Annotated in this window: 13 protein-coding genes; 6 read left to right on the plus strand and 7 right to left on the minus strand. The window is 62.0% G+C overall.

Going from position 1 to position 17,244, the window contains the following annotated elements; genetic code table 11:
• Positions 1 to 30: 30 nt before the first annotated feature.
• On the plus strand, positions 31 to 1,653 hold the full coding sequence (locus ABIE52_RS24650; RefSeq protein WP_042446444.1) for an MFS transporter: 1,623 nt from the start codon (positions 31 to 33) through the stop codon (positions 1,651 to 1,653).
• A 237-nt stretch (positions 1,654 to 1,890) separates the two neighbouring features.
• On the plus strand, positions 1,891 to 4,218 hold the full coding sequence (locus ABIE52_RS24655) for a putative bifunctional diguanylate cyclase/phosphodiesterase (RefSeq protein ID WP_192712758.1): 2,328 nt from the start codon (positions 1,891 to 1,893) through the stop codon (positions 4,216 to 4,218).
• Between the two features lies 1 nt (position 4,219).
• Here the strand turns inward: ABIE52_RS24655 and ABIE52_RS24660 are convergent, their stop codons facing one another.
• Together ABIE52_RS24660 and ABIE52_RS24665 are read right to left on the minus strand one after the other, a co-directional pair.
• Positions 4,220 to 5,344, minus strand: a complete 1,125-nt coding sequence (locus ABIE52_RS24660) for a GGDEF domain-containing protein (RefSeq protein WP_047269442.1) — start codon at positions 5,342 to 5,344, stop codon at positions 4,220 to 4,222.
• A 121-nt stretch (positions 5,345 to 5,465) separates the two neighbouring features.
• Positions 5,466 to 6,905, minus strand: a complete 1,440-nt coding sequence (locus ABIE52_RS24665; RefSeq protein ID WP_047269391.1) for an amino acid permease — start codon at positions 6,903 to 6,905, stop codon at positions 5,466 to 5,468.
• A 163-nt stretch (positions 6,906 to 7,068) separates the two neighbouring features.
• Between ABIE52_RS24665 and ABIE52_RS24670 the strand changes: the two genes are divergently transcribed.
• Entirely contained in the window at positions 7,069 to 8,601 is a 1,533-nt protein-coding gene (locus ABIE52_RS24670) for a PucR family transcriptional regulator (RefSeq protein WP_452623734.1), read from the plus strand.
• Here ABIE52_RS24670 and ABIE52_RS24675 read toward each other — a convergent pair.
• The 3 genes from ABIE52_RS24675 to ABIE52_RS24685 form a co-directional block, all read right to left on the minus strand.
• Positions 8,577 to 10,013: an aldehyde dehydrogenase family protein gene (locus ABIE52_RS24675; protein WP_192712760.1), complete on the minus strand. Its 1,437-nt coding sequence runs from the start codon at positions 10,011 to 10,013 to the stop codon at positions 8,577 to 8,579. The two genes, ABIE52_RS24670 and ABIE52_RS24675, sit on opposite strands and share 25 nt — an antisense overlap.
• Positions 10,010 to 11,383 (minus strand): 4-aminobutyrate--2-oxoglutarate transaminase, encoded by a 1,374-nt coding sequence (gene gabT / locus ABIE52_RS24680; protein WP_076948621.1) that lies wholly within the window; start codon positions 11,381 to 11,383, stop codon positions 10,010 to 10,012. The genes ABIE52_RS24675 and gabT overlap by 4 nt, the downstream gene beginning before the upstream one ends.
• Positions 11,384 to 11,501: 118 nt before the next feature.
• Complete coding sequence (locus ABIE52_RS24685; RefSeq protein ID WP_007730588.1) at positions 11,502 to 12,308, minus strand: alpha/beta fold hydrolase; 807 nt, start codon at positions 12,306 to 12,308, stop codon at positions 11,502 to 11,504.
• A 75-nt stretch (positions 12,309 to 12,383) separates the two neighbouring features.
• Here ABIE52_RS24685 and ABIE52_RS24690 point away from each other — a divergent pair, with 75 nt between their 5' ends.
• Positions 12,384 to 13,145, plus strand: a complete 762-nt coding sequence (locus tag ABIE52_RS24690) for a DUF2127 domain-containing protein (RefSeq protein WP_003943067.1) — start codon at positions 12,384 to 12,386, stop codon at positions 13,143 to 13,145.
• Here ABIE52_RS24690 and ABIE52_RS24695 read toward each other — a convergent pair.
• Both ABIE52_RS24695 and ABIE52_RS24700 read right to left on the minus strand, forming a co-directional pair.
• Entirely contained in the window at positions 13,129 to 14,268 is a 1,140-nt protein-coding gene (locus ABIE52_RS24695; RefSeq protein WP_054826906.1) for a cation:proton antiporter, read from the minus strand. The genes ABIE52_RS24690 and ABIE52_RS24695 overlap by 17 nt on opposite strands.
• A 7-nt stretch (positions 14,269 to 14,275) precedes the next feature.
• Positions 14,276 to 14,638, minus strand: a complete 363-nt coding sequence (locus ABIE52_RS24700) for a hypothetical protein (protein ID WP_192712796.1) — start codon at positions 14,636 to 14,638, stop codon at positions 14,276 to 14,278.
• A gap of 272 nt (positions 14,639 to 14,910) precedes the next feature.
• Here ABIE52_RS24700 and ABIE52_RS24705 point away from each other — a divergent pair, with 272 nt between their 5' ends.
• Both ABIE52_RS24705 and ABIE52_RS24710 read left to right on the plus strand, forming a co-directional pair.
• The gene (locus ABIE52_RS24705) at positions 14,911 to 15,357 is read left to right on the plus strand and encodes a cupredoxin domain-containing protein (RefSeq protein ID WP_042446430.1); all 447 of its coding nucleotides are present in this window, start codon (positions 14,911 to 14,913) and stop codon (positions 15,355 to 15,357) included.
• 81 nt (positions 15,358 to 15,438) lie between these two features.
• Complete coding sequence (locus ABIE52_RS24710) at positions 15,439 to 17,229, plus strand: CocE/NonD family hydrolase (protein ID WP_192712761.1); 1,791 nt, start codon at positions 15,439 to 15,441, stop codon at positions 17,227 to 17,229.
• Positions 17,230 to 17,244: the final 15 nt, after the last annotated feature.

Genomic DNA, 17,244 nt, shown 5'->3' on the forward strand with positions numbered 1-17,244 from the left:
GAGAACCTGAACACCGGGTACACCCGCACGATGGGTGACGGACAGGTTGCTGGTTCGACGACGCAGGCGGGTTCAGGACTGGTTCTCACGGTGTTGGCATCCAGCCAATTCCTGATGACCTTGGACAGTTCGGTCATGAATGTTTCGATGGCAACCGTCGCCGAGGACGTCGGCACGAGCATCACCGGCATTCAAACCGCGATCACGCTGTACACCCTGGTCATGGCGACTCTGATGATCACGGGCAGCAAGCTGGGGTCGATGATGGGTCGTCGCCGGGCCTTCGCGCTCGGCTTGATCATCTACGGCGCAGGTTCTCTGACAACGGCGCTCGCTCCCAATCTTGCGGTCCTGCTGATCGGATGGTCGTTCCTCGAAGGCGTCGGTGCGGCACTCATCATGCCCGCGATCGTCGCGCTCGTCGCCACCAACTTTCCGGCGCAGAAGCGCCCGGCTGCCTACGGTCTGGTCGCTGCCGCCGGCGCGATGGCCGTGGCGGTCGGGCCGCTGATCGGCGGCGCCGCGACGACATTTGCGTCATGGCGTTACGTGTTCGTCGGCGAAGTCGTGATCGTTGTCCTGATCTTGCTGGTGCTGAGCAAGGTGGTCGACGTCCCACCGTCGAAGTCGCGCCTCGACTACGTCGGATCGATCTTGTCCGTGGTGGGACTGGGCATGATCGTCTTCGGTGTACTGCGCTCGAGCGAGTGGGGTTGGGTGCAGGCCAAACCCGACGGACCGCAGTTGGTCGGGCTTTCCCCGGTGGTGTGGCTGCTGATCGCCGGGCTCCTGGTCGTGTACGGATTCCTGCGCTGGGAGGGACGCCTGGCCGCTGCGGGGAAGGAGCCGTTGCTTGATCCGGCGATGCTGCGAAACCGCGAGCTCAGTGGCGGGCTGTCGATGTTCTTCGCGCAGTTTCTGGTCCAGGCGGGCGTGTTCTTCGCGGTCCCGTTGTTCTTGTCCGTAGTTCTGGAGCTCAGTGCCCTGGAGACGGGAGTTCGCATCCTGCCGTTGTCGGCGGCGCTCGTCGTGGCGGCGATCGGTATTCCGAAGCTACGGCCTACCGCGAACCCGCGACGCGTGGTCCGAGTCGGATTGTTGGTCATGGTCGTCGGCATTCTGATGCTCGTTGCAGGCATGGACCCTGGCGCCAATGCGGCGATCGTGATGATTCCCATGCTGTTCATGGGTTTCGGCTTGGGGTGCCTGTCTTCGCAGCTCGGAGCCGTCACGGTGTCCTCGGTCCCGGACGAGCGCAGCACCGAGGTCGGCGGGTTGCAGAACACCGCCACCAACCTCGGCGCTTCCTTGGGAACTGCCCTGATCGGATCGGTTCTCATTGCCACTCTCACGACGTCGGCGATCGCCGGAATCGAAGACAATCCGGCGGTTCCGACATCGGTGCAGCAGCAAGCGAGCACCGACATGGCCTCGGGCGTGCCGTTCCTGTCGACGACGCAACTCCGATCCGCTCTCGATGACGCCGGCGTCGCCGAGTCCACGGCGGATGCGATCGTGGACGTGAACGAAGAAGCCAGGCTGGACGCGTTGCGTGTCGCTTTTGCCGTGGCAGCGCTGCTCGCAATCGCCGCGTTGTTCCCGACCGCTCGAATCCCCCGCGTCGCGGTCGGCGACAAACGTGGTTCGAGCTAAGAATCAGCAATCGCGGATCGACCTGGACGATCGACGGAGCGACCTCTGGATATAGTGATCTGCGCACAATCGATTCGTCAGATGGCTACCGTTGTGAAGGAAACAAGCAGCGAGTCTGAAACACTGACGTTTCACCGGATAAGGGTTCGGTGGGGAGCCAGGGGAGGTTCGGATGGCCAGGCGAGCGGATTCGACGCCCGCTGATGGCGCCTGCGCAGATGTCGGGATGCCTCGCTGATGAGCCGTCCGAGTCGATTGGGCAGGCAAGATCCTGCTTCGGAGGCCGACTGCAACAGCCTGTTTCGCCGTCAGATAGACGAAGCTGCAGCCGTCGCGCCGTTCGCCAATCTTGCGTACATGGCGAGTTTGGTCGTGATTCTGACCTACACCGTCCCGCCCGGACGTCAGACGCTCAGGTGGTTGGGTGGCGCCCTCATCTTTCTCGTCCTCGCGAATTCGATCCGAGTATGGATTCCCCTTCGCTGGCGGCCGTCGAAGCACACCCCGCGCTACGACTACGTGGGTCTGCTCGTCGAAGTGATCGTGGTCGCGACCCTCGACGTCACACTTTTCGCTCTGCTCTTTCACGACATGGACGTCTTCCGCGACTTGGTTCTGATCGCGACGATGGCCGGGATCATGGGCGCCGGGACCGTGACGTTCTCGAGTCTGAGATCGGTGAGCCTGACCTGGATCTACATTCACGGCCTCGGCGTCTTCACTGTTCTCGTCGTCCACGCCGAACCACACTTTCGCATACTTGCGATTCAGTTGTGCATCTACATGTTTGCGCTCACCGTAGGGGCGGTCTATCTGTCGGCCTCTTTCCAGAGACGTTGTCTCGCAGAGTTTCAGGCGGAATCCGAGCGTCAGACTGTGGCGTTGTTGCTCGACGGTTTCGAGGGCGGTTCCCGCGACTGGCTGTGGGAGTGCGACACCAACGGCCGGTTCTCCCACACCTCGGCACGTCTCGCCGAGGTCGCAGGTATGACGGTGGACGCGTTGCAGCAACTCACCTTCGGACAACTCCTCACCAGACTCCAGATCGCATCGAGTCCGGAGGGGCGTGCGGCCGCGGCCCAGATGATCGACAAACTCGAATCGAGTGCTCCCTTCCGGGACACTGTCGTGCCGGTGCATGTCGACGGTAGGCGACGCTGGTGGTCTCTTTCCGGCAATCCACGGGTCCTCGAATCCGGCGTGATTCTGGGTTGGCGCGGTGTCGGTTCCGACATCACGGAGAGGTATGTCCACGAGCAGGAGATCCTTCGCCTTGCGGCCACCGACTCGTTGACCGGGTTGCCGAACCGTCGTGCGTTCGGAGTGGCGCTCGAGGAAGCGATCGACTCCCGCGCGCCGGAGAAGCAGGTTCTCGTCGGGATTCTCGACCTCGACAACTTCAAATCGGTGAACGACACCCTTGGCCATCCGATCGGGGACCAATTACTTCTCGAAGTCACGAAACGCCTTCGCGACGTGATCGGTTCGGACATGTGCTCGCGGATGGGCGGTGACGAATTCGGGCTGATCGTCTGTACGTCTTCGCGCGACGATCCCGGTGTGATCTTCGATCGGTACCTGGAAGTGCTGCACGAACCATTCTTCGTCGAAGGCAATCGGATCGAAGTGCGGGCCACGATCGGTTACTCGAGCGCGCCCGAGGATTCGACGGACGCCGACGGATTGGTGATGCTGGCGGATCTGGCTCTGTACGAGGCGAAGTCGACGGGACGCAATCGAGTGGGTAAGTTCTCACCGCTGCTGCGGGCGAGGGCATCGGCGCGGGCGACGGCGTTGCACGAGCTGGACAGAGGGATCGAGGAAGGGCAGTTCGATCTCCATTACCAGCCTCAGGTCGACACTCAGACCGGTGAAGTGGTGGCCTTCGAGGCTCTTCTTCGGTGGAACCATCCCAGCCGCGGCCTCATCGGGCCCAGCCAGTTCATCTCGGTGGCGGAGGAAACCGGAATGATCATTCCCCTCGGCGCGCAGGCAATGGCGATGGCGACCGCCGCTGCTGCGGGGTGGCCGACCGGAATTGGCGTCTCGGTCAACGTTTCACCAGTGCAGTTGGTGTCGCGAGAGTTCGGTGCGATGGTGAAGAAAGCGCTGACGGATTCGGGCTTGCCTCCGCAACTGCTGCAGCTCGAAATCACCGAGACAGGTGTTGTGGACGATCGCGCGATCCGGGATCTCTACAAGCTGCGTGAGCTCGGGGTCACCGTCGCACTCGACGATTTCGGCACCGGCTATTCGTCCTTTGCCACGCTCCAGAGACTTCCAATCGACGTTCTCAAGATCGATCGCATGCTGGTCACCGACTCGGACGATCCGAAGATGTCCGTGGTGAAGTCCATTGTCGAATTGGCCGCGGCCCTCGGTATGAAATCGTTGGCCGAGGGCGTGGAGACCATCGAGCAGTTCCGCCGCGTCCAGTGGGTCGGGTGTGACCTGGTCCAGGGTTACCACATCAGCAAGGCTCTGACCGCTGAGCGCGTCGATGTGTATCTTGCCGCGACGGACACGGAAACTGGGCGCAGCGTCCACCCACTTACGTGGCTGTGAATCAGATCTGAGCCGAGCGGATCGTATTACCGCCTGCCGCCTTCGCTTGATACATCATCGAATCCGCGACATTTGTCGCCGCCAGGATTGCGGAAGCACCGCCGCTCCACGCCTTCGATTCGGCGGTCATCATCACCGCTCCGACGCTCACCGTTGTGGGGATCGCGTCGGAACAATCCGACAGCGCCGCGTTTATCCCTTCGATCAACAGGGTTGTCGATTCGGGATCGCCGGCGATGACGGCCAGGTATTCTTCCCCGCCGGTTCGAGCGATGACTCCGCGTTCGCCGAGATGTGTGCTCAATCGGTTCGCGGTTCTCCTGATGACATGATCGCCTTCGGCATGACCGTGAAGATCATTCACCGTTTTGAATTTGTCGATATCGACGACGATGAAGGCGAGAGATGAAGAATCGTCTCGGGCGCTCTCGAAGAGATCGCCGACTGCCCCTTCCAGTCCCCGACGGTTGAACAGTCCAGTGAGGGGATCCCGGTCCGAATACTGGGCATCGCGGTAGAGAGTGCGCCAAGTCAGGTGCGCAAAAATGGGAACGAGTGTGACAGCTCCGAAAAGAACGGTGCCGCGGGCCAGAAGCGTCGTGATATCGACGTCGCCTTCCAGATATGCAAGAACGAAAACGGTAGTCGTGACGGTCGTCGACCAAACGACATGAGCGACAAGCCACTTTGCGCTGACAAAAAGCGTCGCAAAGGTTCCGGTGACCGCGAAGACGATGCAACCGAACGTCCCGGACGAGCGATCCGGCACCAGGAGGACGGCAGCCGCGATCCCGAGATCTGCGAATATTCCGAATGCAAGCAACCCCCGGCGTCCGGGAAACGGTTGTGTGAACCAGCATGCGGCGATTCCCACACACGTACAGATCATGAAAATCGAAAGAGCTTTGCCGGGGGTGGTCGGCGGCGTATCCGGACCGATCAATTTGTAGAAAGCGGACAGTCCGAAGATGATCGTCATCATTCCGAGCAAGGTTCGGAAGATCGGAATGATTGCCCGGCTGGATCTCTGGTGCTTTATCCACTCGTAGTCGTGTGGTTCGTTGAACCATTCGTGAAGTGTTCGCCAAGAACTGTGCCCCTCGGAGGCGATGACAGGGCTCGGCATGCTGTCCATTTTGCCTTGAATTTAGGTAAAGAGAAAATCTATGTTCGACCGCTTCCATCGGATCGGCTCTTTTCGGGGAAGAGGTTCAATTATCGAGTCGAGCGCTTACTCGATGCTTGTTTCAAGCCTTCTTCGAACTGCTGTGTGCGTCGTTCGAGGCGGTCGCGAACGATCCGACTTTTCGCGTACGAGACTTTCTCACGCCGTAAGCGGCGAGGATGACCCCCAGCGCGACCAGGCTTTGGACGAATTCCGCGCGCGTGGGTTCGTTGAGACCCATTCCCACCAGGATCACGAGAATCAGACCAGTGACCACTATCGGCAGGCCGGGATACAACCAGACACGGAATTTCAGAATCTCGGGGCTTTCGCGTTCCCATCGGCGTCGGAGGCGTAGTTCGGATACACAGATCAGGATGTAAACGAACAAGCAGATTGCGCCCGACGAATTCACGAGGAACAAGAAAATCGTATCCGGCCAGATGTAGCCGGCCGCGATACAGAAGTACCCGGCCACGGTGCAGGCGAGTACGCCCTTCACCGGCACGCCGCGGCTGTTGGTCCGTGTCATCCAGGCCGGCGCGTCGTTGTAGACGGAGAGTGCGAAGAGCATCCGTGACGCCGTGTACAGGCCGGAATTGAGGCAGGACAGCACCGCGACCAGAACCACGAGATTGAGAATGTCGGCGGCGCCGGGAATTCCGAGCAGGTCGAGTGCGGAGATGAACGGAGAATCGCCGACGACGAACGAATCCCACGGCAGCATCGTCACGAGGAGGAAGGTGGCGACAACGAAGAAGGCGAGAATGCGGAAGACGACCGTGTTCGTGGCCCGTCTGATCGCTCCGGCGGGTTCGGCGGATTCCGCTGCGGCGATCGTGACCAGCTCGGCTCCGGTCATGGAGAAGATCACGGCGACAACGCCCACCAGTACGGGGGTGAAGCCGTTCGGCAGAAATCCTCCGTGGCCGGTCAGATTGCTGAAATCGACTTCACTGCCGGGCCAGATGCCGAAGACGAACAGACTGCCGAGCACGATGAAGCCGATGATGACGGCGACCTTGATACCCGCAAACCAGTATTCAGCCTCGCCGAAGTTGCTGACGGAGAGAAGATTGACCCCGGTCATCACCAACAGGAGTACCGCTGACATGAGCCAGAGCGGGACACCATGGATCCACCGGGAGAGCAAGGTTGCTCCGACGACGGATTCGATGCCGACGACGATCACCCAGAAATACCAGTAGAGCCAGCCAGTGGTGAAACCCGCCCAGTCGCCCAACGCCATGCGCGCGTATTCGGTGAACGATCCCGTACACGGCTTGGCCACGGCCATTTCGCCGAGCATGCGCATCACCAGGAACACGATGATGCCGCAGATCGCGCACGTGATGACTGCGCCGGGGCCCGCCTGGTTGATGATTCCGCTCAGCCCGACGAAGAAACCGGCGCCGATGACGCCGCCCATGGAAAGCATGGTCAGGTGACGCTTCTTCAAGCCTGTTTTGAGTGTCGAATGAACGCTGGCGGCTTCGGCTGTTTCGGTGCTGCTGTCGGGCATCTGGGCTCAGCTCCTATTGCATGACGCGATCAGTTCTTTCGGAGAGACGCTAAGCTCATCGTGTGATCCAGAACATGGACTTGATGTACAAATCTGAACTGGAAACTGTCAGTTCTGTCCACTGCCTTTCTATTCACTGCCTTCGGAGGTTCCGGTAATGCCGATGACTGTCCGGCGCCTGGCGGCCACCACTTCGCTCGGCCTCGCGATCGTTGCCGGTCACGACGACGTGGATCTGTCGATCAGCTGGGCGCACGCAATCGAATTGCAGGATCCGACTCGTTGGCTCGCCGGTGGAGAGCTTGTCATGACGACGGGGCTGCACCTACCACGTTCGGCGACAAAGCAATACGAGTACGTCGAGCGCATCGCGCAGACCGGTGCGGTGGCACTGGCGTTCGACACCGGCACCGTGCACGAAAGGGTGCCGGACGCGATCATCAGGGCCGGCGACGAACTGGGTTTTGCCGTGCTTTCCGTCGCCAAGGAGACGCCGTTCATCGCCATTTCGCGGGCCGTGATCGACGAACTGACCGCCGACCAGATACGAACGGTGCAGGCGGTGGTCGACGCGCAGGAGAAGTTGGCGCGTGCTCTGCTCGACGGGGTGCCGGCTCTGATCACTGCCCTGGGTCGAGCCGTTCACGCAGCAGTCTGTGTTCTCGATCGGGACGGCGCGGTGCTGGCTCTGACGGAAGGTGCGAGTTCGTCTCTGCCCGAACGTATCAGGGAGCGATCAGGTAAGGAGCGCAGCCGGATCGTGGTGGACGACGACGGTCACCTGGCCATTCACCGCCTTGCTGTGAGCGGCACGCTGGCCGTGGCGTCCGACGCCGCCTTGGATCAGTCCGAGCGATTGTTGGTGGGCCACACGGTGTCGCTGTTGACCATCGAGCTTGCCAAGCCGTTGCGGGTTGTCGATGCCGAACAGCGGCTGAGGTTGGCCGTTACGACGATGGTGCGCCAGGCCGGCGGTGACGTCGACGAAAGTCTGTTGCGGTACTTCGGATTCGAATCCGAAACCACGGTGGTGGCAACTGCCTTGACCGATGTCGGACCTTTGCTTGCGGCCACCGACATCACTTCAGCGGCCCTGGAAGAAGAGTCGGTGCCGTACCTGTTGGCCCCGCTGAATGACGGAACCGGTGTGTGGTTCGTCGTGAAAAGTGAAGTTGCGGAGAAGGTCACGCGCAGTGTGTATGCGAGAGTACGGGAGAATTCACGCCGGAGTATCAACGGTGGAATCGGTGGCGTCCGGCCGATTAGCGGTGTTGCGGCCAGTCTGCGCGAGGCCGTCTCTGCTGCCAAAGTGGGGCAGGTCGAAGGACACACACTCGTTCCGTTCTCGGAACTCGGGACTTTCAGTCTCTTGTTGAGTGTGCAGTCGAGCGATGTTCTGCAGTCGATCGCGGCCAGCGGTCTCGGTGTGCTGGAAGGCTACGACGCCGAGAACGGTTCCCGTCTGGTGGACTCGATCGAAGCGTTCCTGCACCACAATGGTCAATGGGAATCCGCTGCAGCGCAATTGGGTGTTCACCGGCACACGCTGCGTAACCGCATGGACAAGGCTGCCGAGTTGATCGGGAGAGATCTCGATTCCGCCCACACCCGGTCCGAGTTGTGGATCGCACTCAAAGCTCGTGAACTGCTGCAGGCGGAATCGAATTCAGATCACGCTCGGCCGCCCCTGAGATAGACGGTGGTGGTGTGAGTGAAGAACTCTCGCGCCGCGTCGCCTTGTTCCTTGGGGCCGTATCCACTCCTCTTCGCGCCGCCGAAAGGTACGTGGGGATCAGCGCCCGCCGATTCCGAATTCACGTGCAGGATCCCCACGTCCAGATCGTCGATACCGGCCAGTGCACTGGTCAGGTCTTGCGTGAACAATGCTGCGGACAAACCGAATTCGCCCTCGTTCGCCAAGCGGAATGCGTCTGCGGTTGTTGCTGCCCGCTGCACCGCCAGTACCGGGCCGAAGAGTTCCTCGAACCACAGTTCGGTGCTCGACGGTAGTTCCAGCACTGTCGGTTGGACGTAGTAGCCCGACTGCGGCGCTTCGGCGGTGGCGACAACCCTGGCGCCGCCGTCGACGGCTCGATTGATCCCCCCGATGATCGACTGCTGCGCGTATGCGCTGACCACGGGACCTGTCGTGACGTCGGGATCGAGTGGATCTCCGACTCTCAGTTGCTTGACTTCAACGGTCAGCCTGGCCAGGAATTCCTCGGCGATGGATTCATGGAGCACCAGACGTGAAGTGGCCGTGCATTTCTGGCCGGTTGACCGAAATGCGCCCAGCATGACCTGCTCGACCGCAAGCTCGAGATCTGCGTCGGCAAGTACGACGGCTGCGTTCTTTCCGCCCATTTCCGCCTGTACCGGAACTCCTCGCGCCGCAGCAGATCCCGCGATCTTTCGGCCGACTCCGGTGGAACCGGTGAAGGTGACGGCGTCGAGGTCCGGGTGATCGACCAGCGCTTCACCGGCCGCGCTGTCGGCGAGGATCATGTTCAGGACTCCGTCGGGTAGGCCCGCTTCGGTCAGTGCCTGCGCGAGACGGAAGGCCAGAAGGGGCACCGCGGCAGCCGGTTTCCAGACGACGGTGTTTCCGTACACCAAGGCAGGCGCAATCTTCCATGCCGGGATCGCGATCGGGAAGTTGAACGGCGTGACGACGCCTACCACTCCGAGAGGTTTGCGAGTGACGAGAATCTGCTCGCTGCTACGTGGGGAGGAATACACCGTTCCGGTCTCGCGGTCGGCGGCGTTGCCGTAGTAACGCAGAATCTGCGCTGCGCGGCGCACCTCTCCGATACCCTCGGCCAGCGTTTTCCCTTCTTCGCGGGTGAGTTCTTCGCCCCAGGCCTCAGCGTTGGATTCGATGATTTCCGCTGCGCGAGTGAGGTATGCGCCGCGTGCGGACATCGGCAGGCGGGCCCAGTCGTTCGCGGCGATGCGGGCGACGCGAACACCGGTCGCCATTTCGGAGGCACCGGCGCGGCCTCCGGTGGCGACAACCTCGTCGGGACGGGCCGGGTTGGTGTCCGTCAGTGTGCCGTCGCTGCCCGTGACCCAAGCTCCGCCGATCAAGCTGCGCACTGCGACGCTCATCGGACTGCGGCCACAGCGTCGCGAAGAATACCGAGTCCTTCGGTCAGCAACTCGTCGGAGATGCTCAGCGGTGGGAGGAAACGGACGACGTTTCCATAGGTGCCGGCGGTGAGCAGAAGGAGACCGTGCGCGTGGGCGTAGCTGACGATCTGGGCGACGGCCTCGCGATTCGGAGCCTTGTCCTCGTCGTGGACGAGTTCGATTGCAATCATGGCGCCGCGTCCGCGAATGTCGCCGATTATGTCTGTGTCCGAAGCGATTTCGGACAAACCTGTGGTCAGAATGTCGCCGATGTCCTTGGCGCGGTCGAGGAGCCCTTCCATCTCGATCGTCTCGAAAACTGCCAGGGCGGCCTCGCAGGCAACGGGATTGCCGCTGTACGTACCGCCGATACCACCGGGATGCGCGGCGTCCATGACGTCGGCACGGCCGGTCACGGCGGCGAGTGGCATTCCGCCGGCGAGACCTTTTGCGGTTGTGATGATGTCGGGGACGAAGTCCTCACTCTCGCTGGCGAACCAGGATCCGGTTCGTGCGATACCGGTCTGGACCTCGTCCGCGACGACGAGAATGCCGCGCTCACGGCAGAATTCCGAGATTCGCTTCAGGAATCCCGGAGCGGGAACGATGAAACCGCCCTCACCCTGAATCGGTTCCACGACCACAGCGGCTACCGATTCGGCGCCGATCTGAGTGTCGATCGCAAGACGGAACTGGGCGAATGCTTCGTCGGCCGCGTTTTCGGGGCCGCTCGGCCAACGGTAGGGGTATGCCATCGGAACCCGGTAGACCTCTGGTGCGAACGGGCCGAATGTGGCCTTGTACGGCTGGTTCTTGGCTGTCATCGTCATGGTCATCAACGTGCGACCGTGGAATGCGTGGTCGAAGACGACAACTGCCGGGCGACCGGTGGCGGCACGTGCGTATTTCACGGCGTTCTCGAGCGCTTCGCTGCCGGTGTTGAACAGCGCTGTTCGCTTCTCGTGATCTCCCGGGGTCAGGCGGTTGAGCGCTTCGCAGACCTCGAGGTACCCCTCGTAGGGGTTTGCGAGGAAACACGTATGGGTGAACTGACCGAGCTGGCGCGTGGTGCGTTCGACCACGCGCGGCGCACTGTTTCCGACGGTGGTCACGGCGATGCCGCTGCCGAAGTCGATGAACGAGTTGTCGTCGACGTCGACGACAACTCCTCCGCCCGCTGCGGCAACGTAAATGCTGGATCCGCTGGTCAGCCCGGCCGGCAGTGCGGCGCTCCGGCGCTTTGCCAAAGCGCGCGAGTTGGGGCCGGGCACTTCGGTGACGAGGCGTCGTATCTGGGGAAGGGTCGGTCCACCGATGCACGTTTCCGTGCCGTGCTCGAGAATGGTCATCGCAGTGCCTCCAGTCGTTTTCCGAACTGTAGGACGGCGATGAATGATCCGGACATGGCCGGATTGTCGAGTGGCTTCTATCTCATAGGACGCCGCGTCCAGCAGGTTGTCCAGCAGGTTACTGTGCGAAACTGCCGAGGAATCGTTGCAACAGTGGGTTGTACACCTCAGGGGCTTCCCAGAACGCTGCATGCCCCACACCGGGAATCACGTAATACGTGCCCTCCCAGAGATTCGCGAAGGTCAACGACGCGACATACGACGTGTTCACGAACGGGTCCTCGGCGCCGTCGATCACCGCGAGAGGCACAGACGCCGTTGCAACCAGAGCCTTCTGATCCGATTCGCGGCCGGCGCCGAATGCGTCGAACATGATCTTGCGAGCGCGTCCGTCCGTGCGTATCGCGGCGTCGAGTGCAGCCTGCTCGAAGGGAACGGCGGTCATTCGTGCGTAGAGTTCGGCTTCTTGCGCGGTGATGACCTCGGTGCCGCCGATGGACAATCCGTCGCCGGCTTTGAAGGCGTCGCCGAGCGTCTCGGGATTTGCCGGCGGCGTACCGGTGATGACGATTCCGGTGAGCCCGGGGAATTTCGCGATCAACTCGAGAGCGATGTGTCCGCCGAGCGACCAGCCGACGACAACGGCTCTTTCGACGCCGAGTTCGGTCAGAACATCGACGATGGCGTCGGCGTAACCGTTCTGCGTGTATGCGGCTTCGGGATCGCTCGCGTCCTCGGAGTCGCCGTGGCCGAGTAGGTCCAGAGTGATCATGCGGTAGTCGCCGGCCCAGTCGGCGTCGACCTGATGACGGAAGATGGAGCGGCTGGCCGAGTTCCCGTGGATGAAGACAACCGGAAAACCGTCGGTGGCACTGTCGTCGACTGCCATGACGCCATGCCGGGTTTCGATCTTGGTGGTTGTCATCGGAATCCTCATCGTTCGAAGTGCACGGTCAGCGGGTATCCACGCTACCGGGCATATGCGGCATAGAGTTCACCCGTGGACTTCGCATTGCGCTCGTGCAGTTGGCACGGTCACGAGACCTACGCTCCGGACGAACCTGAGCTGCGGGATCGACTACATGTGGATACTGCGGTGGGTCAGGCGTGGCGGTGCCTACGTTGCGGCAACTTCGTCCCGGGAGCGCCCCGAGCATCGGGACCGGCGGACGCCGCCCCCGAGGTTCCGCGGGGGAGGCTGCTTCGCGACCGGTTGATCATGCGACTTCTCGCCACCGAGAGAATGTTCCGCGCTCTGGGTTTGGTTCTTCTGGCGATCGGTGTGTTCGAACTGAGATCGTCGAAGGGTCGCGCCGAGGACGCCTTCGAGAACGAATTGCCGTTGATCAGGCCACTTGCCCGTCAATTGGGCTGGAACATCGACGATTCCAAACTGGTCCATCACATCGAGCAGGCGTTTTCGTTGTCCGCTACGACGCTCACCTGGATCGCAGTCGGGCTGTTGGTCTACGCCGGCCTTCAAGTGATCGAGGCAGTCGGCCTGTGGATGGTCGAACGCTGGGGCGAGTACTTCGCGGTGGTGGCGACCAGCTTGTTCCTGCCCCTCGAAATCTACGAATTGACCGAGAAGATCACGTGGTTGAGGGCCGGGTTGCTGCTGGTGAACATCGCTGCCGTCGTATGGCTGATCTGGAGCAAGCGACTCTTCGGTGTCCGCGGCGGCGGCGCGGCGTATCACGCCGAACATTCGGAGGAGAGCTTGCTGACGGTGGAGAGGGCCGCGGTCAAGCAGGCTTCGTGAGACCAGCTTTCGACGCGGCAGCACCCGCCAGCGTTGCTGCACCGATCGTGATCATGGCGGCGAGGAGGATGGCTGCGGGTTCACCGTCGCCCATCACCCCCAATTGAGTGCCCACCGTAACTGCGGCAACCGGTACTCCCAGTTGTGCGGCGGACAGCACGCCGAGAGGGAGCGGGAGACCGAGGGCGCGTATCGCGGCGTGAACCACGAGAGTTGCTCCGCCCAAGACCAATCCGAGCCAGATGGCGGACGGATGGGTGACGAGGTCGCGCAGATTGATCGCCGCTCCCAACCAGACGAAGAAGAGGGGAGCGAAGAAGCCGTCGGTGATGGCGAAGAGCTGTTTGGCGAGGCGGCGGGGTTCACCGATCGCGGCAAGAACGAGCCCGAAGGCGAAGCCCGCGAGCATGATCGACACGTGAGTGCTCGACGCCAGCGCTGCCAGAGAAAAGAGGATCACCAGATTGATCCGGAGTTCGAGTGCAAACTTTCGTTTCTCCGAGAATTTGTGGAGCCTTCGCCAATGGCCGGACCGGTGGAAGGCTCGCAGTACGAAGAACAAGGCAACCGCACACGCCGCCACAGCCAGTGCGCCGACACCGGCACGAGGGGCATTGTCCGGATCGATCACCAAAGGCAGCGCAACAATGCAGACGGTGTCCGCGATCGCGACCTGGGCAGTCATCTGCAGAACCGAGGTTCCACCGAGCCCCAGCGAATCGACGATGGGGAGAATCAACGCCGCGGACGACGACGCGATCAGGACCGCGTACAGCGCGGCGTGACCGGTGCCGAATGCCGTCGCCACACCGTAGCCGGCAACAACCGACAGAAGTCCGACGACAACCGAGCGAACGGCACCCTTGCCGATTGCCGCACGGACTGCCGGATCGCGGACCGGGACGTGTGAGCCGGCCACCATCATCGTGAGCGCGAATCCGATATCGGCCAGGAACGTGAAAGTCTGGTCCGAAGAGTCGAGCAGCCCGAAACCGGTGACACCGAAGACGACGCCCGCGGCAAGTTCGCCGACCACCACGGGGACATGCCAGCTGACGCGAGCGCCGAGCAGCGGGCCGAGAATGCCGGCCAGCGCGACGAGGGCAAGGATGCCGAAGGTCATCGACGACCTACGAGTTAACTGTCGAGGGTGCGATCTTCGCGGGGATGGCGGTGTTCTCGTTCACGTGGTAGCTCGCACAGACACGGTGGTAGCCGTCGGCGATCTGCGCCGGTACTCCGGCGCGGAAGTCTCCCTGCACCAGCAGGATCGGCGACAGCGCGATCCCCTTGCGGATCTTCAACAGGTCGGCAGCAACGTGTGGGTTGTCGACCGGAAGCAGAGGGAGCCCAGCAGCCCGCAGGATGTCTTTGGCCTTCTTCGAGACCAGCGTCGCCGTCTCGAGGGCGTACACGAGAGCTTGGACCTGAACCGGCGTCGCGCCCAACTGGAGGTAATCGCGGGCTGCCGGGTAGTCGTGCTCGTCCGGCAGGTCCTTCCAGAGAACGGCGGGAGCCTTCTCGGCTACCTTCGGCTCTGCTGTCTTGGGAGCCTTGGGCTGCGCTGCCTTCGACGCCTTCGGCTGGGCTGCCTTCGACGTTTTGCTCTTGGCCATCTGTGCTGTTTCCTTCAGTGTCGGTCCGCGAGTGGAGCTGGTGCAGAAATCGTGCACTATCAGCGCCGCAGGCACCACATCGGAGCTGTTTGGCCCCCTAGGCGGCGGGTAATCAGCAGACTGCGGGGGAACGAGCAGGAGGCGAAGCAATGAAGCGGATTCTCGCAGTGCTCGCAGCGCTGATCCTGGCGGTGTTCGCACTGACCGCGTGCAGTGACAACAACGATTCGTCGGACAACGATTCGGCCGATCACGACGGCATGGGGATGACCAGTATGCCGATGACCAGCATGCCGACCAGTATGTCGATGCCGAGCATGCCTCTGGGTATGTCGACGCCGGGAGCGTCGTCGATGGGAATCGTGATCAGCGGTTTCGAATATTCGACGCCGGAGTCGGTGATGCCCGGACAGGTACTGACCATTCAGAACAACGACACCGTCGAGCACTCGGTCACGTCCGATACCGCGGGGTTGTTCAACGAGGACATCGAAGCGGGTGAGACGGAAACCATCACGGTGCCGAACGAGCCTGGAACGTACACGTTCCACTGCACCTACCACCCGAGCATGCACGGCACCTTGACGGTCAAGTAGAGGTCGGCTCGGTCTGGCGTGACTTTCGCGAGAAAACGTTGGCGGCACGCGCCGGATTGAGCTGGTGGAGAACAGATCCGGGTGTACGGTTTTCAGGTGCGCCGGAGAACAGCGATCAGTGTCGTCACGCTCGTGGTTTGCGCCCTCGGCTTTTCGCCGCCGGCGCTCGCGGATTCACCGAACGGCTCGTATTCGTCACAGCTGCTGTACTTCTCGGTCGATGTCGGGCCTGAACTCTCGACGCCGTGCACCGTCGTCGGTGAACTCTTTGTTCCCGATGGCGTCGACGCTGACAACCCAGCTCCCGCGATCCTGACCACCAACGGGTTCGGCGGTTCGTACAAGGACCAGATTCCTGCCCTGCAGAACTTCGCCGAGAACGGGTACGTCGGACTGACGTATTCGGGATTGGGTTTCGGCGGCACGAGTTGCAAGATCACACTCGACTCTCCCGCATACGACGGTATCGCCGCTTCCCAGTTGGTCAGCTTCCTCGGCGGCCAAGAAGGGATTGCCTTCACGGATCAGGCTCTGACGCAGCCCTATCCGGCGCTCACCACGGTCGTTCAGGACTCCGTCGATCACACCGGTGCACCGTCGACGAACGACCCGCGGGTCGGAATGACGGGTGGCTCTTACGGCGGCGGCATTCAATTCGCCGCCGCGAGTGTCGATCCCCGCATCGACACCATCATCCCCATGATCACCTGGAACGATCTCTCGTATTCTCTGGCGCCCAACAGCACCGGGACCATCTCCGGAGTGTCGACTGCGGAGCCGGGAGCAGCGAAGGTGCTCTTTGCATCGCTGCTCTTCGGCGCGGGCATCGCGAATTCCGGTGTGGACGGTTACATCGCAGATCCCGCACGGCTACCCGGCTGCCCGAACTACGTCCCTTACATGTGCAACGCGATCGCCGAGGCAGTGGTGACCGGCGATATCGGACCGCAAGTAGTGAGTGAGCTCCGAGCGTCGTCGGTCTCGTCGTTCGTCGACCGGATCAACATTCCGGTACTGCTTGCTCAGGGGCAACAGGACACCCTGTTCGATCTGAACGAGGCAACCGCGACTTACGACGCGCTGAAGGATCGTGGCGTCGATGCCAAGATGATTTGGCATTCGTGGGGGCACAGCCACTTGGCCGCTGCGCCGGGCGAGTTCAGCTTCTCCGCACCCGACGAGGATACCCAGTACGAGACCGGTCGCTTCATGGACTGGTTCGATCACTACCTCAAGGACGAGAACACGGAGACCGGCCCGGAATTCGCGTATTTCCGCAACTGGATCGACTACGAGGGAAACGCGGCACCGGCCTACGCGACGTCCGACACCGTCGATGTCGGGACCGCTCGCGCCTTCCATCTGTCCGCTGACGGGGGACTGCTACCGGACGGCACGCCGGTGATACCGGGTTCGAAGACGATCGTCACCGCACCGGCTGGGCTGCCGACGGGCGTAGAGCCACTCAATATCAATCCGGCCGGAAACATTCCGAATGCACAGATTCCGGGAACCGAGGCGCTCTGGACCACTGCGCCGATGACCGAGGCGATGGACGTGGTGGGAGCCCCCACTGTGACGCTGCGTGTTGCGGCGCCCGGACAGCCGGTGGTGTTCGCGAAACTCTACGACGTGGCTCCGGACGGAACTTCCTCGCTGATCAACGGACTCATCTCACCCATACGCATCAGTGATCCGTCGCAGCCGGTGCCGGTGACGATGCCGGCGATAGTGCATCGATTCGAGCCAGGGCATTCCGTGCGTCTCGCGATCACCGGTGGCGACATCAGTTTCCGTGGGGGACTGCAAGGTATGCCGGTGACGATCTTTGCCGACGGTTCCGGCCCCCTCGAACTTCCCGTCGTGGGCTGATACACCGTGGGCTGA

It is taken from the genome of Rhodococcus sp. OAS809, from assembly GCF_040546695.1.
In the GTDB taxonomy this organism is placed as follows: domain Bacteria; phylum Actinomycetota; class Actinomycetes; order Mycobacteriales; family Mycobacteriaceae; genus Rhodococcus_F; species Rhodococcus_F qingshengii.